The 18,208-nt window shown below is 69.9% G+C and carries 16 protein-coding genes and 1 pseudogene; 12 read left to right on the forward strand and 5 right to left on the reverse strand.

Features of this window, described 5'->3' with window-relative positions; genetic code table 11:
• The first annotated feature begins 14 nt into the window (after positions 1-14).
• From SM447_RS02490 to SM447_RS02505, 4 genes are read left to right on the forward strand one after another with little or no spacing between them, the layout of a single operon-like run.
• Entirely contained in the window at positions 15-1,283 is a 1,269-nt protein-coding gene (locus SM447_RS02490; RefSeq protein ID WP_474571246.1) for a tetratricopeptide repeat protein, read from the forward strand.
• Positions 1,264-1,614 carry a hypothetical protein gene (locus SM447_RS02495; RefSeq protein ID WP_474571053.1) on the forward strand — a complete coding sequence of 117 codons (351 nt, stop codon included), beginning with the start codon at positions 1,264-1,266 and terminating at the stop codon, positions 1,612-1,614. Before SM447_RS02490 ends, SM447_RS02495 begins: the two co-directional genes overlap by 20 nt.
• On the forward strand, positions 1,607-3,874 hold the full coding sequence (locus tag SM447_RS02500) for a CHAT domain-containing protein (RefSeq protein ID WP_474571054.1): 2,268 nt from the start codon (positions 1,607-1,609) through the stop codon (positions 3,872-3,874). The genes SM447_RS02495 and SM447_RS02500 overlap by 8 nt, the downstream gene beginning before the upstream one ends.
• Positions 3,871-5,079, forward strand: coding sequence for a tetratricopeptide repeat protein (locus tag SM447_RS02505; protein ID WP_474571055.1), 1,209 nt, complete (start codon positions 3,871-3,873; stop codon positions 5,077-5,079). Before SM447_RS02500 ends, SM447_RS02505 begins: the two co-directional genes overlap by 4 nt.
• A gap of 57 nt (positions 5,080-5,136) precedes the next feature.
• On the opposite strand, the gene SM447_RS02510 is transcribed toward SM447_RS02505, so the two are convergent.
• Positions 5,137-5,325 carry a DUF397 domain-containing protein gene (locus tag SM447_RS02510; protein ID WP_474571056.1) on the reverse strand — a complete coding sequence of 63 codons (189 nt, stop codon included), beginning with the start codon at positions 5,323-5,325 and terminating at the stop codon, positions 5,137-5,139.
• Positions 5,326-5,547: 222 nt separating this feature from the next.
• On the opposite strand from SM447_RS02510, the gene SM447_RS02515 reads away from it, so the two are divergent.
• The 3 genes from SM447_RS02515 (at position 5,548) to SM447_RS02525 (ending at position 8,534) form a co-directional block, all read left to right on the forward strand.
• Positions 5,548-6,354, forward strand: a complete 807-nt coding sequence (locus tag SM447_RS02515; protein WP_474571057.1) for a GntR family transcriptional regulator — start codon at positions 5,548-5,550, stop codon at positions 6,352-6,354.
• 373 nt (positions 6,355-6,727) lie between these two features.
• Entirely contained in the window at positions 6,728-7,873 is a 1,146-nt protein-coding gene (locus SM447_RS02520; RefSeq protein ID WP_474571058.1) for a helix-turn-helix domain-containing protein, read from the forward strand.
• A 295-nt stretch (positions 7,874-8,168) separates the two neighbouring features.
• On the forward strand, positions 8,169-8,534 hold the full coding sequence (locus SM447_RS02525; protein ID WP_474571059.1) for a hypothetical protein: 366 nt from the start codon (positions 8,169-8,171) through the stop codon (positions 8,532-8,534).
• A gap of 262 nt (positions 8,535-8,796) precedes the next feature.
• Here SM447_RS02525 and SM447_RS02530 read toward each other — a convergent pair whose 3' ends face one another.
• The 3 genes and pseudogenes from SM447_RS02530 to SM447_RS02540 form a co-directional block, all read right to left on the reverse strand.
• A complete protein-coding gene (locus SM447_RS02530; RefSeq protein WP_474571247.1) occupies positions 8,797-9,702 on the reverse strand; it encodes a pectate lyase family protein in 906 nt (301 codons plus the stop codon).
• Positions 9,703-9,735: 33 nt separating this feature from the next.
• Positions 9,736-10,062, reverse strand: a pseudogene (locus SM447_RS02535) (RICIN domain-containing protein); the annotation flags it as partial.
• 458 nt (positions 10,063-10,520) lie between these two features.
• Complete coding sequence (locus SM447_RS02540) at positions 10,521-11,729, reverse strand: DUF349 domain-containing protein (protein ID WP_474571060.1); 1,209 nt, start codon at positions 11,727-11,729, stop codon at positions 10,521-10,523.
• Positions 11,730-11,976: 247 nt separating this feature from the next.
• On the opposite strand from SM447_RS02540, the gene SM447_RS02545 reads away from it, so the two are divergent.
• From SM447_RS02545 to dapF, 4 genes are all read left to right on the forward strand, one after another.
• Positions 11,977-12,426 carry a hypothetical protein gene (locus tag SM447_RS02545; RefSeq protein ID WP_474571061.1) on the forward strand — a complete coding sequence of 150 codons (450 nt, stop codon included), beginning with the start codon at positions 11,977-11,979 and terminating at the stop codon, positions 12,424-12,426.
• A 93-nt stretch (positions 12,427-12,519) separates the two neighbouring features.
• A complete protein-coding gene (locus tag SM447_RS02550) occupies positions 12,520-13,251 on the forward strand; it encodes a class III extradiol dioxygenase subunit B-like domain-containing protein (RefSeq protein WP_474571062.1) in 732 nt (243 codons plus the stop codon).
• Entirely contained in the window at positions 13,248-14,165 is a 918-nt protein-coding gene (gene miaA, locus SM447_RS02555) for a tRNA (adenosine(37)-N6)-dimethylallyltransferase MiaA (RefSeq protein ID WP_474571063.1), read from the forward strand. Before SM447_RS02550 ends, miaA begins: the two co-directional genes overlap by 4 nt.
• A 7-nt stretch (positions 14,166-14,172) precedes the next feature.
• The gene (gene dapF / locus SM447_RS02560) at positions 14,173-15,018 is read left to right on the forward strand and encodes a diaminopimelate epimerase (RefSeq protein ID WP_474571064.1); all 846 of its coding nucleotides are present in this window, start codon (positions 14,173-14,175) and stop codon (positions 15,016-15,018) included.
• Between the two features lie 46 nt (positions 15,019-15,064).
• Here the strand turns inward: dapF and SM447_RS02565 are convergent, their stop codons facing one another.
• Positions 15,065-16,537, reverse strand: coding sequence for an NAD-dependent malic enzyme (locus SM447_RS02565; RefSeq protein WP_474571065.1), 1,473 nt, complete (start codon positions 16,535-16,537; stop codon positions 15,065-15,067).
• Positions 16,538-16,712: 175 nt separating this feature from the next.
• On the opposite strand from SM447_RS02565, the gene hflX reads away from it, so the two are divergent.
• Entirely contained in the window at positions 16,713-18,161 is a 1,449-nt protein-coding gene (gene hflX / locus SM447_RS02570) for a GTPase HflX (protein WP_474571066.1), read from the forward strand.
• Positions 18,162-18,208 lie beyond the last annotated feature (47 nt).

Here is an 18,208-nt window from a genome sequence, read left to right on the forward strand (position 1 = left end):
AGATCTTGGTCGTTGTGGTCTTCCGGATCGTTGCCAGCCGTATCGTGCTGGCCGGTGTGGAGGATCTTTTGACTCGCTCATGGTCGGCTGCCACGGTTGCGCAGTGGGTGGAGGTGCACCGGCTGGCGGTGGTTGGCGGGGAGCCGGTGATCGCCCGGCGCGTCGGGCGCCATGTGGCGAGGGTGTGGCTGCGTACGTCACGGTTCGCGGATGTCGAGGCCCTCGCGGCCGCGACCCTGACCCTGGGCCCGGATGCCGGTGCCTTCTATGACCTGGGGTGGGCTCAATCTGCCACCGGGCGGCCCCGGCAGGCTCTGGACAGCTACGAGCAGGCCCTGCGCTTGTACCGCGCGGCCGATGACCACGGCAACGAAGCCGCCACCCTGAGCAACATCGGTGGCGTGTATGACGGGTTGGGGGATCGGCGGCAGGCTTTGGCGTATTTCGAGCAGGCGCTGCCGATTGCGCGGGAGGTGGGTGACCATGCTGGTGAGGCCACGACCTTGAACAACATTGGTCTCGTGTATCGCGGGTTGGGGGATCGGCGGCAGGCTTTGGCGTATTTCGAGCAGACGTTACCGATTGCGCGGGAGGTGGGTGACCGTCCTGGTGAGGCCACGACCTTGAACAACATCGGCGGCGTGTACGGCGGTCTGGGGGATTGGCGGCAGGCGCTGACCTATTACGAGCAGGCGTTACGCCTTCGGCGGGAGGTCGGTGACCGTGCCGGCGAAGCTGTCACCCTGAACAACATCGGCGGCGTCTACGACGGTCTGGGGGATTGGCGGCAGGCGCTGACCTATTACGAGCAGGCGTTACCCCTTCGGCGGGAGGTCGGTGACCGTGCCGGCGAAGCTGTCACCCTGAACAACATCGGCAGCGTGTCCGACGGTCTTGGGGATTGGCGGCAGGCCCTGGCCTATTACGAGCAGGCGCTATCAATCCAGCGGGAGGTCGGTGACAGCGCCAGCGAAGCCGTGACCCTCAACAACATCAGTTCAATTCAGTTCCAGGAGGGCGATCTAGATAGAGCCAGGGAGGCGTTAGATGAAGTTCTGCAGATCCTCCGCATCGTCGGTGATCGCGGATTAGAGGTCACGGCGAGCTCCAACATGGCCGTCCTGCTGCTGCAATCGAAGCGGGTGGATGATGCCGTCGAGTACCAGCGAAGAGCGGTAGCGCTGGCCGAGGAAACGAGCCATCCCGACTTGGACCACATGCGAGCGTTCCTCGTTGAGCTGGAGCAGGCAAGAAGGGATAACGGTGGGAACTGCCGTACTTGAGGTGTCGGGGTCGGATGCCGCGCGTTGGGCTGCGGAACTGCGCGGCGCTTTGGCCGCGAAGGCCGGGCCGGGTGATGAGGTGTCACCGGTCGAGGTGCGGCGTTCCGCAGAGCTGGTGATCGCCGTCATCGGGCTGGTTTTCGCCGGGGTCGGCACGGCCAAGACGATCTGGGACTGGTGGCACTCCCGCCGCCCGCAGGGCGTCAGCGTCACAATCCTGCTCAGCGACGGCACCCGGGTCAAGCTGTCCGATGTCAGCAGTGGCGAGCTGGAGATCGCGTTCCAGCAGGTCGAATCGCGGCAAGCTGAGGGCGGAAAACACAATGGCTGAGCTGCGCACGTACGAGTTGGAGGTCTTCGAGCAGACCTCCGATTATGCGGAGTTGCGCCTGTCGACCGGCGACGGTCCGCCGAAGACCCGTGGCCTGGACAAGGCGGCTGTTGACAGGCTGATCGGGATGGTGGAACGCGACTACAGCCAGCACGCGTTCGCGCAGAAGGTGTTCGGCGCGCCGCAGCTACGTGATCTCGGCGCGAAGCTGGCTGACTTTCTCGACGGCGATGAGCGATGGCTGACCCCGGTCCTGGACAGTCCGCCGGGCAGCACGCTGCGCATCACCGCTGCGGAACGGCTGCGGCATCTGCCCTGGGAGTTGCTCGCCGTAGACGGTTCGTATCTGACCGTCTCTACCAGTGCGCCGCTGCTGCCGGTGCGGTCCATCGGCACCAACGCGGCGCTCAAGGATCAGGTCAAGCCCGCGAACCGGCCGTTGCGGGTGCTGTTCATGGCCACGTCCCCGGAGGGTGTCGAGCCGGTGCTCGGCTACGAAGCCGAGGAAGCGGCCATCTTGGCTGCCACCTCCCGTACCGGAGCCGAACTGGTGGTGGAGGAAAGCGGCACCCTGGAAGGTCTTGGCTTCGTCAGTCTCGACCACAGCGCGGGATACTTCGACGTCCTGCACCTGAGTGGTCACGCCGAGATCGGCGCGGACGGTCAACCCGTCTTCCTGATGGAGAACGAGTTCGGTGGGCGCGCCGATGCCACCGCTGACCAGATCGCCCAAGCGATGGGCGGTCGCTGGCCCCGCCTGGTCTTCGTTTCCGGTTGCCTGACCGGGAGCGCCCCCGACTCCGGCGCTTTCCCGTCGATGAGTGAAAGCCTGGTCGCCGCTGGAGCTCCGGTCGTGTTGGGGTGGGCGCTGCCGGTCGGTGACGTCTCCGCGACCGAGTTCGCCGCCAAGCTCTACCAGTCGTTGGGTGCCGGGCAGCCGATCGACCGGGCCGTGGTCGAGGCCCGCCAGCACCTGTACGCGAACAAGCGCGGCGACTGGCATCTGCTGCGCGTCTACGCCGACAGATCCCCACTCGCCCCCATGGTCACGCCCCTGCACGAAAAAGGGCGCGCCCGGATCCAGATCCGCCCCGCCGACCAGGAGTTCCTGGACCCGCAGACCCAACTGTCCCGGGTCGCCTCCCGCGCCGCGTTCGTCGGACGACGGCGGGTCATCCAGCGCTGCCTGCGTACCCTCAAACAACCGCACGGTGGCGACGGCGCGGCCGAGGGCCTGGTCCTGGCCGGAATGGGTGGTCTCGGCAAGAGTAGCCTCGCCTCCCGGCTGCTCGAACGCATGCCGACCCACCAGCGTGCCGTCTGGTACGGCCGCGTCGACCTGCCCAAGTTCCGGGAACTCACCACCAAGATCGACTTCCCGACCATGGAGCAGCAGATCGAAGCGACCAAGCTGCTCGACACCACCGAGGCTCCCCTCCTGGTCCGCCTGCGCCACCTGCTGCACGTCGACGGACCTCTCGGGCAGACTCCCTGTCTGTTCGTGTTCGACGACTTCGAGGACGGCAACCTCGACGAACGCGACGGCGGGCACGTGCTGTCCCCGGAGATGGCCGACATTCTCCCGGCCCTGCTGACAGCCATCTGCGACACCGGTAGCCCCAGCCGGGTCATCATCACCAGCCGCTACCGCTTCCCTCCACCGGCCGGCGCCAGCATCCGCATCGAGTCACTCGAAACGCTGACCAACATCGAGCAGGCCAAGAAACTCGCGAACCTGCCCAACCTGCGCCCCGGCTCCCCAATCGACTCCGACATCCGCCAACGCGCCATCGAGGCTGCGGCCGGCAACCCTCGCCTGCTCGACTGGCTGGACCGGATCGTCGCCGCCCCCGAGCTCGACGTCGATGGCCTCATCACCGCCATCGAGGCCGAAGCCGACCGATTCCGCCGGGAAACCATCCTCGCCAAGAACCTCCTGGACTCCCAACCCGTCGAGCTGCGGAAGATGCTCGCCAAGGTCAACGTCGTCGAGCTGCCCGTGCCCGCCGACACCGTTTACGCCGTCCACGACCCCCCCGACGCCGCCGACCACATGAAACGCGCCGTCCAACTCGGCCTGATAGAACACGGCACCGACCCGGAAACCCGCCAACCCCGCTACTACGTCTCCAACGTGCTGCGCCCGCTCATCCGCCCCCTCCTCACCGACGACGAATACACCCAGGCCTGCGCCGCCGCCGCACGATCCCTCTACAAGCTCTGGATCACCGACCCCGCCACGCCCGAGCCCACGTCATGACCACCCTCGCCCAATGGGTGGAGGTGCACCGGCTGGCGGTGGCGGGCCGGGAGTCGGCGATTGCCCGACACGTCGGGAAACAGGTGGCAAGGGTGTGGCTACGCAGATCCCGCTTCGCGGATGCCGAGGCCCTCGCGACCGCGACCCTGACCCTCGGCCCGGACGCTGGCGCCTTCTATGACCTGGGGTGGGCCCAGTCCTCCACCGGTCGGCCCCGGCCTGCCCTGGAAAACTACGAGCAGGCCCTGCTCCTTTACCGCGAGGCCGACCACCACGGCAACGAAGCCGCCACCCTGAGCAACATCGGTCTTGTTTACACCGAGCTTGGGGATTGGCGGCGGGCTCTCACCTACTACGAGCAGGCGTTACCCAAGCAGGGGGAGGCGAATGATCGTGCTGGCGAGGCTGCGACCCTGAACAACATCGGCGGCGTGTATTACGGGCTTGGGGATCGGCGGCAGGCTCTGACCTATTACGAGCAGGCGCTTCCGATCGCGCGGGAGGTGGGGGAGCGTGCTGGCGAGGCCACCACCCTGAACAACATCGGTCGCGTGTACGCCGGGCTTGGGGATCGGCGGCAGGCTCTGGCGTACTACGAGCAGGCGCTACCCATCCTGCGGGAGGTGGGGGATCGTGCTGGCGAGGCGGTCACCTTGAACAACATCGGCGGCGTGTATGACGGGCTTGGGGGTTGGCGGCAGGCTCTGACCTATTACGAGCGGGCGCTTCCGATCGCGCGGGAGGTGGGGGATCGTGCTGGCGAGGCCACCACCCTGAACAACATCGGCGGCGTGTATGACGGGCTTGGGGATCGGCGGCAGGCTCTGACCTACCTCAAGCAGGCGCTACCCATCCGGCGGGAGGTGGGGGACCGTGCTGGCGAGGCGGTCACCTTGAACAACATCGGCGGCGTGTATGACGGGCTTGGGGATCGGCGGCAGGCTCTGACCTACCTCAAGCAGGCGCTACCCATTCTGTGGGAGGTCGGTGACCGTGCCGGCGAAGCCGTCACCAGGTACAACATCGCGATGATCCATCGCGGTGAAGGGCGTCTCGACGAGGCGATCGGCGAACTCGAAGTCGTCGTCGACCTCGACCGCCAAGTAGGCCACCCGGACCTGGCATCCGACACCGCCATGCTCGAACAACTACGCCAAGAACAAGCCGCCGCTCAGCGAACTGATCCGGACCCCGACCAGAGTTGAAACGCCGTTGACGCTCAGGCGGTGGAGATCGGCGAACACGGCACAGACAGCCGCAGCTCAGGCGCGGGCACCGTCCGTCTTGATGCCGCTGACGAAGGTGCCCCAGGCCGCAGGGGCGAAGCTCAGGGTTCCGGCGGCAGGGGCCTTGGAGTCGCGTACGTCGATAGCGGTGCCTCGGTCTCGGAACTCGACGCACTGGCCGTTGTTGCCGGAACGGCTCGACGTGCGCCAGACGTTACGCTCCATGCTCGCTCAGATCCTTGACGAACGACTCGGCCGGCAAGCTGACCAGCCCGACGCCGAGCCTGGTGCTCGAAGCCGGCCGACGCCGTCCACCCAGGGACAAACTGTCTGTAGACGGTCGAGATGTCGCAGGGTAATCTGTGGGATTCATTTGACCCCGACGCCCGCTTCGCTTCGCAACACGGGTCGCAAGTAGCCTGCTGTCAGACGACAGTTGGAGATCCGGTGGACAACGCGAGCGACCCGACGAAGAAGCACAGCGCCGAGACCTTCGCCGCCGAACTCAGGCGCAGGATCAGGGAGGGCGTCAAGGGCTACGAGGCTGGCGCCAAGCTTCCAACGCTGCGTGAGCTCGCTGCCACCGAAGAGGGTGTGGCGCGTGGCGTCGCGGAGAATGCGATCGATCGCCTTCGCGCCGAAGGGTTGATCGAGTCGCGCCGCGGTTCCGGCAGCTACGTCCGGGCTGGCCGAATCCCTCGTACCTCCCCCGGCCGCCTGTCGCCGAAGCAATGGGGGCGCGGGCTGTCGATCCAGGCACACGACGCAGCGAACCCGCCAAAGGCGGTGGATATAGAGGTGGGCGATGTCGTGCCGCCGACGCATGTTGCCGAGGCGCTCGCTGTGCCGCCCGGCGAGGCGGTGCTGTCGAGGTATCGCCGGTATGTGCGGGACCGGCGCTGCGTCCAACTCGCCACCGCCTACCTGCCAACAGACTTGACACGTGGCACTCGCATCGAGCACACGGACACCGGGCCGGGCGGGACGTTCGCCCGATTGGCCGAGCAGGGATTCGGGCCGACGAGGTTCGTGGAACGGGTCATCAGCCGCGCCCCTACCCCGGAGGAGATTGACGGGGTGGGCGGGCGCGACGGCTTGGGTCTGCGTCGAGAGGGGAGTCTGGTCTTCGAGATCACCAGGTACGCCTATGCGGATGACCGCTGCGTCGAGGTTTCGCTGATGGTGCTCGACGCCGAGACGTACGAACTGGTGTATGCCTTCCCCGCTGAGGGTAATTCCGGAAAGATTGACTGATGAGACCTTGATTGTCTGCTGACAATCCGTCACGCTTGGTCCTGTAGGGATGACTCCACACCGGTCGTACGGCAAATGAGTACCGGTGTGGGAGCCCGACTCCCGAAGGGATCTGAGATGCGCGTTACCTCCTATGCACGACGCCGAACCGGCGCAGGTCGCCTCCGTCCGATGTGCTTATGGTCGCCAGCGGTGGCCCGACTCGGTGGCTCGACGGCAGCTGCGGGCTCGTGGGTGTCGCGGTGGTAATGATGGTGCTCGGTGGGGTGCTGCTGGGGTTTCTGGCCGGGCTGTTCGCGTTTCGGGTGAAGTCGCGGTGGTGTCCGCGCTGCGGGGCGTCCACTCACGCCATGCCGCCGGTGCGGGGGGACCGATGAACCGTCCCCACCGCCGCGACCACAACTCCGTACCCATCGGACGGCGCGTGGCCGAGCTGCGGGCCCGTCGAGGGATGAGCCAGCAGGCCTTCGCCGACCGGCTCGGCAAGTCGAAAAGCTGGGTCGACAAGATCGAGCGTGGCGTACGCCGACTCGACCGCTACTCGGTCATCCGGGAGATCGCCGACGTGCTGCGCCTCGACCCGGAGATCCTCCTCGGCCCCCGCCAACCCCCACCCACCGCGCCCAGCCTCGATGGCGTCGACGCCGTCCGCGCCGCTCTCGCCCGCTACCACGACCGACCCCGGCGCACCATCACGGCGCAGCAGGCCAGCCAGCAGGTCGCGTACGCCTGGATGGCCTACCAGCACGCCCGCTACCCGCACCTGCTCGACGCCCTACCCGGCCTGCTCGACGCCACCCACGGCACCCGGAGCCTGCTGGTATCCACCTACCGGGTCACCGCCGCCGTGCTGATCAAACTCGACCACCCCCACCTGGCCTGGCTCGCCGCCGACCGCGCCGTCACCACCGCCGCCGGTGGTCCCACCCTCACCGCCACCGCCACGATCGCCGTCGCGCAAGCGCTACGCGCCCTCGACCACCAGAACCTCGCGCTGTCCACCGCCCTCACTGCAGCGGACACCGCAGACGACCCTTCCGTACGCGGAACCCTGTACCTCCAGGCCGGACTCGCCGCCGCCGGCAGCGGGGACCGGCGCAACGCCCACGACATGCTCGACCACGCTGCCGCCCTCGCCGGCCAACACACCAGCGACAGCGAGCCGCACCACACCGGCTTCGGACGCGCCGCCGTCCAGGTGGCCCGCTTCCTCGCCGCCCATCACCTTGGCGACACCACCGAGGCTCTCCACCGCCACGTGCAAGCGATCCGCAGCGACGGCTGGCGCCGGCTGCCGCTCGAACACCGCGCCGCCCACCTCATCGACGCCGCCCACACCTACCTCGACACCGGCGACCCCGCCCAGGCTGGACGAGCCCTGCTGCACGCCGACCGCATCGCCCCCGCCGAGGTCCGCAGCCGCCCGGCCGCCCGTACCCTCCTCGCCCAGGTCATCCAACGCGGACCCGCGGCGGCCGACGTCGCGCGCCTGGCCACCTTCGTCGGCCTGACCGGCTGACGCGGCGGTTCCCGCTGCCTGGTTGCCGGTCACCGCCGGTGGCGGGGGCAACGCTGCGCCCGGCGTCGTCGCGTGCGGTCACCGTCGCCAGTAGGTGCGTCTCATCGCAGCGGCGGCCACCGCGCACGAGAAAAGAAGCGAATCGGCGGTCAACATTTAGCCGGCCAGCGAGGCGGCTGCGGCGCCGCCCGCTCGCTAACCGCTGAAGGTGCCCAGTTCGACGGACAAGGTCTTCTCGGGAGCCGAGTTCGGCCGTAGCCTGTGTTGCACAAGATCAGCAACTTGTGGATAGGGGGTGGCAGCCGTGGACGACCGGGCTGCACGGGCGAAGGTCCCAGTTCCCCGCGACAACCGCTGCCAGACCCGCGGCTGCTCGCAGCAATCCGCGGTCGTCGTCAATGGCAAGCACTTCTGCCGGCCGCACTACGGTCTGCCCGCGACCGACCCGAGTTTTTTCCGTGCCGACCCCCAGCCCGCACCTAGGCGCAAGGCCGACCCGCGCAAGCTCAAGGCGCTTCGTGCCGCCGGCACGACCAAACTGGAGCGCCCCGGCCAGATGCCCCGAGAAGACCCGAGCAAGGTCCGCGCGCGCAGGGACGGATCAACCAGTTCGGTAAAGACCGTCAGCGGCGGACTACCCACGCTGGGGAAGCGGAAGTAGCTGGCGATCTAGGCTTCTACGCTGCCGTGGTGGCAGCCGCGCAACGGTGAGCCGGCAAACCATTGCGCGGAGTGAAGCAGTGCAAAGGATCCACCACTGACACCCCCGGCGGAACCCGGCTGCGGCCGCGTCATGCAGCCCTGGGCCCTGTGTCGAAGTCCCGGGCCGGCCTGCGACGAGCTCGCGCGACGCCTGGCGCGACGCCGTTTGGACTCCGCCTCGGCTCGACCGGGGACTTCGACACAGGCTCTGACCGTGCGGGTCAGACCGAGATCCGGCCGGCGCCCGCGCCGCCCGTCACGATCGACTTGACGTTGCTCGGCGTGTCCAGGGTGTACGAGTAGGGGATGCCGGCCACGCTGCCGCCGCTCTGCCCGCTGCCCGAGTTGACGAAGTGGTTGTTGCGGGCCACCAGCGCGCCCGGGCCGGAGCTGCCCTCGCCCCGGTGGAACGGGTCGGGGGTGTTCTCGAAGTAGTTGCCCTCGACCAGGACGCCCGCGTTCATGGTGGACGCCACGCCGTAGCCGCGCACGTTGCTGTAGTAGTTGTTGTAGACGTGCACCGGGTTGCCGAAGCGGACCCGGGGGTGGCGCTGGTTGCTGCCGTCGAACCAGTTGTGGTGGTAGGACACCCGCAGCCGCCCGACGTCCTGGCTGGCGTTGTCGTCGCTGTGCCCGAGCAGCATCGACTTGTCGTGGCCGTACACCCGGTTCCAGGACACGGTGATGAAGTCGGAGCCGCGCTTGATGTCGACCGCGCCGTCGTAGCCGGCGGTGAAGGTGTTGTGGTCGATCCAGATGTTGGTGGCCGACTGCTCCACGTTGATCGCGTCGTCGCCCCAGTTCCGGAAGGTCAGGTTCCGGATGATGACGTTGCGGTCACCGTTGATGGTGAAACCGCAGCCGGCGATGGTGGCGCCCGCGTTGCCGAGGATGGTCTTGTTGGACCGTACCCGCAGCATGCCCGAGCAGTTGATGGTGCCGGAGACCCGGATGACCGCCGCGCTGCTGGAGCCGAGGGCGCTGGTCAGGGCCGAGGCGCTGGTGACGGTGGTGGTGCCGGCGCTGCCGCCGCCGGTGGTGCCGCCGTTCTGGGTGGCCCAGCCGACCAGCCCGGTCTGCGGACCCGGGTTGGGCGGAGGAACGGTGCCACTGCCGAGGCGCACCAACTGCCACCGCTGGTTGGCACCGTCCAGGTCGGCGTACTGCGAGACCATGCCGCCGTCGGCGGTGGACCACTGCCACACCTCAAGCGCCTTGTTGCTGTGCCGGTTGATGAACCGGACGTCGCCGTTGGCGGAGTCCGCGAGCCGGAAGTGCTGCTTGGTGTCGCTGCTCGCGGTGACCTGGGTGACCTGCACGCCGTCGTTCGAGTTCGGCACCGTGACGACCTTGCCGGAGTGCCGGTTGCGCAGCTGGTAGTAGCCGCTGCCCACGTCGACGAACTGGAACTGCTGGTTGTTGCCGTCGGCGCGGGTGAACTGCCGGATCTCGCCGCCGTCGGCGGTGGACCAGTTCCACAGGTCCATGGCCTTGCCGCTGTTGCGGTTGACGAACACGTAGTAGGCGCCGGTGTCGACGGTCGCCGCGGCGGCGGGGGTGACGGTCACCGCGACAGCCGCTGCGGGCAGCGCGACGGCCACCGCGGCCAGCGCCGCCAGCCGTCCGGTCAGACGACGTTTGACGATTGAGAGCACGGTCGATTCTCCTCAACCTCGGATCGGTGGGAATCTCGGTCGGCAGGGATCGCCTCGACATCGGACGCTGCCGTGCCCAGCGGCAGCGATGCCGTGGCGGTCGCTGGATGCGCCCTGCCTTGAATTGGTTCGAACGGCTCCCGTGCCTCACCCGACGGGCGGGCAAGCGCTTTCCCAGGTAATCACAGATGGGCGTCGATGTAAATGTCGTACGTTAACATCGCTGTGACCAGCGGGAAACGTCGATGCCCCCGGCTCCCGCGGGGAGCCAGGGGCATCGGGACGTACGGTCAGCCGGCCTGCTCGGCCAACTGAAGGAACTGGCGCTTCGAGGCGAGCGCCTGCTCGGCCTCCTTGATCCGGCGGGTGTCGCCCGCGGCCTGGGCTCGGGCCAGCCGCTCCTCGGCCTCGGCGACCTGGGCACGCATCTGGGCCAGCAGCGGGTTGTCCTCGCGGCTGGTACGGCGCCACGCCGAGTCCATCACCTCGCGGACCTTCTCGTCGACCGCGCGCAGCCGGCGCTCGAGCCCGGCGGCCGCTTCACGCGGCACCCGACCGGCCTCGTGCCACTGCGCCTGGATCTCCCGCAGTTTCGCCTGGGCGCCCTTCGGGTCACCGTCGACGTCGAGCGCCTCGGCCTCGGCGAGCAACGCCTGCTTGCGCTCCAGGTTGGCCCGCTGCTCGTTGTCCCGAGCCGAGAAGACCTCGCTGCGCCGGCTGAAGAAGGCATCCTGGGCGGCCCGGAACCTCTCCCAGAGCCGCTGCTCGGCCTCCTTCGAGGCGCGCGGCGCGGCCTTCCACTGGGTCATCAGGTTCTTGAGGTGGTTGGCCGTCGCCGCCCAGTCGGTGGACTCGGCTACCTTCTCGGCCTCCGCGACCAACTCCTCCTTGACCGTCTGCGCCTGCTTGCGCTGGGCGTCCAGGGAGGCGAAGTGGGCACCGCGACGGCGGGTGAAGCCGTCCCGGGCGGCGGCGAACCGCTTCCACAGCTCACCGTCGGTCTTCTTGTCGACCCCCCGGATGGTCTTCCACTCGTCGAGGATCTCCTTGAGCCGGTCCCCGGCGGTCTTCCAGCCGGTCGACTCGGCCGCCAGCTTCTCGGCCTCCTCCACCAGGGCGGTCTTGCGGGCGAGGGCCTCGGTGCGGGCGGCCTCCTTCGCGGCCTTGGCCTCGCCGGCCTTCTCCTCCGCCACGGTGGCGAGCTTGTCGAGTCGGGCCGCCAGCGCGTCGATGTCCCCGACGACGTGTGCCTCGGCGAGGGAGCCGCGAATCCGTCGGATGGTGGCGAGCGAGTGGTTGGCGTCCGCCGCACCCGAGTTGAGTCGTGCCTCGGTCAGGTCCACCTCGGTCACCAGATCCGCGAAGCGGCGTGCGAAGTGCGCCAGGCCTTCCTCCGGTGCTCCCGCCTGCCAGGATCCGACCACCCGCTCGCCCTCGGCGGTCTTGACGTACACGGTGCCGTCCGCGTCCACCCGTCCGAAGGCAGTCCAGTCGCTCATGTGCCCATCCTCGTTCTCCCGGCCCCAGGGAGCACACTCCCCGGCGCCGCCACCGCGCAGCCAAGTTTCTCCGGGCATTGTCACAGGTGTGCCCCGGTCCGCGTCGAGCGCCTATCGCCGACCGTGACCATACGGTGTCCTAGTCCCCTGTCAGCGCCATCCGGTCGGCGTGCCGGATTTCGCCGTACGGCGTACGGTACAATGTACGATCGAGGTGCCCGCGCCGGGCACCGGCGAGGAGAGACAGATGACCCAGCCCCGCAGCACCCTCACGCCGCCGACCGACCCGGGGTTCGTTCCCACCGCCGAGGACCTGGCCGCCCTCGACGACTGGTTCCAGCGGTACGACGCCCTGGCCGCCGCCGGTGACGCCGAGGGGACCGCCGACCTGGCGCTGTTCCCGCTCAACACCGTCACCGACGACGCCGCGGGCGAGGGTTCCGCGCGGCAGCTCACCCGGGCGGAGTACGTGGAGATGATGCGTGGCGTGCTCGGCGCCGGCGGCGACGTGACGATGGAGTCCCGCCGCACGCCGTACTTCCTCACCGCCAGCCTGGTGGTGGTCTTCACCGACGCCGAGTTCACCGTCGACGGGGCGACCCAGCGGGTGCGCTACGCCGACCTGCTGGTCCGCACCGGCGGACAGTGGCGGTTCCAGACCATGATCCAGGGTGGCTGGGGCGGACAGGCCGGCTGACTCTCGCCCCGGCACGAGCCGCTGCGCCGCACGCTCCGTCCCCTGCGGGGCGGCACGTGCGGCGCAGCGATACCGGGCCGCTACCGTTGCCTCGTGCCACTGGTCGCCGCCGCCGTCTGCCCGCACCCGCCGCTGCTCGTTCCCGAGATCGCCGGTGCGGCCGCCACCGAGCTGGACGACCTGCGCGCCGCCTGCGACGCGGCGGTCGACCGCCTGTGCGCCTCCGGTGCCGGCAGCGTCGTGGTGGTCGGTGCCGGTGACCGCGGCGGCCACCTCGAACCCCCCTATCGGGGCAGCTTCGCGCCCTGGGGGATACCGCTGCGGGTGCGCCTCGGTGGCCCGCCGGACGATCGGGCCGGCACCGACGGACTTCCGCTCAGCCTGCTCGTCGGTGCCTGGCTGCTCGGCCGCCGGCCGGCGGCCCAGGCCGGCGGAGTCAGCTGGCGGATGACCGCCGTCGGTGCCGACGAACCGGTCGAGACCTGTGCCGACCTCGGCGCCCGGCTCGGTTCGAGCGAACCGTGGGCCCTGCTGGTGATGGGGGACGGGTCTGCCTGCCGGGGCGAGAAGGCTCCCGGCTACGCCGATCCGCGCGCCGAGGCGTACGACGAGGCGGTCGCCCGAGCCCTGGCCGACGCCGACCGCGACGCTCTGCTCGGCCTCGACCCTGGGCTGTCGACGCAGCTGAAGGCCGCCGGGCGGGCGCCCTGGCAGGTGCTCGCCGGTGCCGCACGGGCGGCGGGCGGCGACTGGCGCGGTGACCTGACCTACCACGCCACGCCCTACGGCGTGACCTACTTCGTGGCGACCTGGGAGCGGCCGTGACCGCCCCGGGGACCGTGGTCGCGGTGGTCGGACCGACCGCGGCGGGCAAGTCGGCCCTCAGCATCGCCTTGGCGCACGCCCTCGACGGCGAGGTGGTCAACGCCGACTCGATGCAGCTCTACCGGGGCATGGACATCGGCACGGCGAAGCTCACCGCCGTCGAACGTGACGGCGTGCCGCATCACCTGCTCGACATCTGGGAGGTCACCGAACCGGCCAGCGTCGCGGAGTACCAGCGACTGGCCCGGGCGGCGGTGGACGACATCCTCGCCCGGGGCCGGGTACCGCTGCTGGTCGGCGGGTCCGGGCTCTACGTGCGGGCGGTGCTGGAGCAGTTCGAGTTCCCTGGCACCGACCCCGTGCTGCGACAGCGTCTGGAAACCGAACTGGCCGCCCTCGGGCCGGCGCCGCTGTACGCGCGCCTACGCGAGGCCGATCCGGCCGCGGCGGCCGGGATCCTCCCCGGCAACGGCCGGCGGATCGTGCGCGCGCTGGAGGTGATCGAGCTGACCGGTGGACCGTTCACTGCGGCGTTGCCCGAACCCACGCCCTACTACCCGGCGGTGCAGATCGGCGTGGACCTGGACACCGCGCTGCTCGACGAGCGGATCGCGGTCCGGGTCGACCGGATGTGGGACGACGGGCTGGTCGCGGAGACCCGGAAGCTGGTCGAGCGCGGCCTGCCGGAAGGGCGTACGGCCAGCCGGGCGCTCGGCTACCAGCAGGTGCTGCGTTTTCTGCGCGGGCAGCTGACCGAGGTCGAGGCGCACGACGAGACGATCCGCGCCACCCGCCGCTTCGTCCGTCGCCAGCGCTCCTGGTTCCGGCGCGACCCGCGGGTGCACTGGCTCGACTCGGCCGACCCGGGGCTTGTCCCGGCCGCGATGCGGGTCCTCGACGAAGCTGCGCGATGATGTGAGCGTGGAGTTCACCAAGGGGCACGGCACCGGCAACGACTTCGTCATCCTTCCCGACCCGGACGGCGCGCTCGACCTGACACCGGAGCTGGTGGCGGCGATCTGCGACCGGCGGCGTGGCCTCGGCGGCGACGGGGTGCTGCGCGTGGTCCGCGCCGCGAAGCACGCCGACGGTGCCGGCCTGGCCCGGGAGGCCGAGTGGTTCATGGACTACTGGAACTCCGACGGCTCGTTCGCCGAGATGTGCGGCAACGGCTCCCGCGTCTTCGTCCGGTACCTGCTGGAGACCGGGCTGGCCGTGCCTGCCGGCGACGCACTGCCGGTGGCCACCCGAGCCGGCGTGGTGCGGGCACGGATCGAGGGTGACTCCATCGCCGTCGAGCTCCGGCGCCCCCGGCTGTACGGCGCCTCCGCCGCCGCCCTGGGCGGACTGACCCTGCCCGGCACGGCGGTGGACGTCGGCAACCCCCACCTGGTCTGCCCGGTACCCGCTGGGCTGGACCTGGCCGGGCTGGACCTGACCAGGGCCCCGGACGTCGACGCGACGCTCTTCCCCAGCGGGGTGAACGTCGAGTTCATCACCGCCGGTGCTCCGGTTGCCGGCGTCGACGCGCACGTGCTGATGCGCGTCCACGAGCGTGGCTCCGCCGAGACGCTGTCCTGCGGCACCGGCGCCTGCGCCGTCGCGGCGGTGGCCCTGCGCGACGCCGGCCGGGACACCGGCACCGTCGCCGTAGACGTCCCCGGCGGCCGCCTCACCGTGACGGTCACGCCCAACTCCTGCTGGCTCTCCGGCCCGGCCGTCCTCGTGGCCACCGGCCAGCTCACCCTCCCGACCCTGCGCCCCTGACCCTCCCCACCCAACACGTGTGGGTGGGGGCGGTGGGGAGGCCTCGTCAGGGGGTGGCGGAGGCGGTGGCGGCGATCTCGGGGAGGTCGGCGGGGCCGGGGTCGGCGGCGGGTGGCGGGGTGGTGGCCGGGTTCTGGGCGGCGGCGCGGACGGCGGCGGCGACCGCCGGAGCGACCCGGGAGTCGAAGACGCTGGGCACGATGACCGTCGGGTTGATCTTTTCCTCGCCCACCACGTCCGCGATGGCCCGGGCGGCGGCGATCGCCATCTCCTCGGTGAACTCCTCGGCGTGTGCGTCGAGCATGCCCCGGAAGACCCCCGGGAAGGCGAGCACGTTGTTGATCTGATTCGGCTGGTCGGAGCGGCCGGTGGCGACGACCGCGGCGTGCTTGCGCGCCTCGCGCGGGTCGACCTCCGGGTCCGGGTTCGCCAGCGCGAAGACGATGGCGTCCTTGGCCATCGTGCCGATGTCGTCACCGGTGAGCAGGTTCGGGGCGCTCACCCCGATGAAGACGTCGGCCCCGGCCAGCGCACCGGGCAGGTCACCGGAGTAACCGTTCCGGTTGGTGTTCTCGGCCAGCCACCGCCAGGCCGGGTTGAGGTCGGTCTGGCCGCGATGCAGGGCACCCTGCCGGTCGTACGCGATGATGTCGCCGACGCCCTGGCGCAACAGCAGTTTCATGATCGCGGTGCCCGCCGCGCCGGCGCCGGAGACCACGACCCGGACGTCCGCGAGCTGCTTGCCCACGACGCGCAGCGCGTTGGTCAGGGCGGCCAGGACGCAGATCGCGGTGCCGTGCTGGTCGTCGTGGAAGACCGGGATGTCCAGCGCCTCGCGCAGCCGGGCCTCGATCTCGAAGCACCGCGGCGCGGCGATGTCCTCCAGGTTGATCCCGCCGTACGCGGGCGCGATGGCCTTGACGATGGCGACGATCTCGTCGGTGTCCTGCGTGTCCAGCACCACCGGCCAGGCGTCCACCCCGCCGAAGCGCTTGAACAGGGCGGCCTTGCCCTCCATCACCGGCAGTGAGGCGGCGGGACCGAGGTTGCCGAGCCCCAGCACCGCCGAGCCGTCGCTGACCACCGCGACCGTGTTGCGCTTGATGGTCAACCGGCGGGCGTCGGCGGGGTTGTCGGCGATCGCCTGGCAGACGCGGGCGACACCCGGCGTGTACGCCCGCGACAGCTCGTCCCGGTTCCGGAGGGCGACCTTCGGACTCACCTCGATCTTGCCGCCGAGGTGCAGCAGGAAGGTGCGGTCGGAGACCTTGCGGACGTCGACGCCGTCGAGCGCGCTGAGCGCGTCGACCACCTGGTCGGCGTGGCCGGCGTCGGCGGTGTCACAGGTCAGGTCGACGATCACGTTCGTCGGATCGGAGTCGACCACGTCCAGCGCGGTGACGATCGCCCCGGCCTCACCCACCGACGTGGTGAGCCGGCCGATCGAGGAGGCGTCGGCGGGCACGGCGATCCGGATCGTGATCGAGAATCCGGCACTGGGCAGTCGGGTGGTGGCCACGCAGGTCCCTCCGTCGGCGCTGAACGGCTCGTCCGCATTTCTACTCGCCCGTCTCGGGCCGCCGGCACCCGCCCCCGCTCGCGCCGGTTCGCAGGTGGGCATATACCAGGTGCAGCGGGCGTTGACACATGTCAGGATTGCTCGGTACGTGCACAGAACGGACAGGAGAGATCGCTTGCGAGACCAGGAGACCTACGTTTCCATCCCCGACGACGAGCTCGACACCACCACCGGCGAGTACGAGCTCTCCGAACGGCAGGCGCTGCGACGGGTCCCCGGTCTCTCCACCGAGCTGACCGACGTCACCGAGGTCGAATACCGACAGCTCCGGCTGGAGCGGGTGGTCCTCGTCGGTGTCTGGACCGAGGGCACCCAGGTCGACGCGGAGAACTCCCTCACCGAGCTGGCCGCGCTGGCGGAGACCGCCGGCTCGCAGGTGCTCGAAGGGCTCATCCAGCGTCGCAACCGCCCCGACCCGGCGACCTACATCGGGCGCGGCAAGGTCGACGACCTGGGCTCGGTGGTGCTCTCCGCCGGTGCCGACACGGTGATCTGCGACGGTGAGCTGTCCCCGTCGCAGCTGCGCAACCTGGAGCAGCGCACCAAGGTCAAGGTGGTCGACCGCACCGCGTTGATCCTCGACATCTTCGCCCAGCACGCCAAGAGCAAGGAGGGCCGGGCGCAGGTCGAGCTGGCCCAGCTGGAATACCTCCTGCCCCGCCTGCGTGGTTGGGGTGAGACGCTGTCCCGGCAGACCGGTGGGTCGGGCCGGGGTGGCGGCGCCGGCGGTGGGGTCGGCGTGCGTGGTCCGGGTGAGACGAAGCTGGAGACCGACCGGCGGCGCATCCGCCACCGCATCGCCCGGCTCCGCCGGGAGATCAAGGCCATGCGGACGGTACGCGAGACCAAGCGCGCCCGCCGTACCCGCAACGCGGTACCCGCGGTCGCGATCGCCGGCTACACCAACGCCGGCAAGTCGAGCCTGCTGAACCGCCTCACCGGGGCGGGTGTGCTGGTCGAGGACGCGCTCTTCGCCACCCTCGACCCGACCACCCGCCGGTCCACCACGTCCGACGGGCGGGTCTACACGCTGAGTGACACGGTGGGCTTCGTCCGGCACCTGCCGCACCAGATCGTCGAGGCGTTCCGCTCGACGCTCGAGGAGGTCGCCGAGGCGGACCTGGTCGTGCACGTGGTCGACGGTGCCCACCCCGACCCGGAGGAGCAGGTCCGCGCCGTCCGGGAGGTGCTCGGTGAGGTCGGTGCCGACCGGCTGCCCGAGCTGCTGGTGGTCAACAAGATCGACGCGGCCGACGAGGAGACCCTGCTGCGGCTCAAGCGGCTCTGGCCGGAGGCGGTCTTCGTCTCGGCACACAGTGGGCGCGGCATCGACGACCTGCGCGAGACGATCGAGCGGCGGCTGCCCCGTCCGGCGGTCGAGGTACGCGTGGTGCTGCCGTACGACCGAGGCGACCTGGTGGCCCGCCTGCACCGGCAGGGCGAGGTGCTCAGCACCGCGCACCTGGCGGAAGGGACGATGCTGCACGTACGGGTCAACGAGGCACTGGCGGCCGAGTTGGCCCCGTACGACGACGCCGCGCAGGCGGTCCGTACCACCCGGTGACCGCCGAGCCGCGTCACCCTAAGGAAATCTGCGGCATGCGACACTTC

It is taken from the genome of Micromonospora aridisoli (assembly GCF_056150025.1).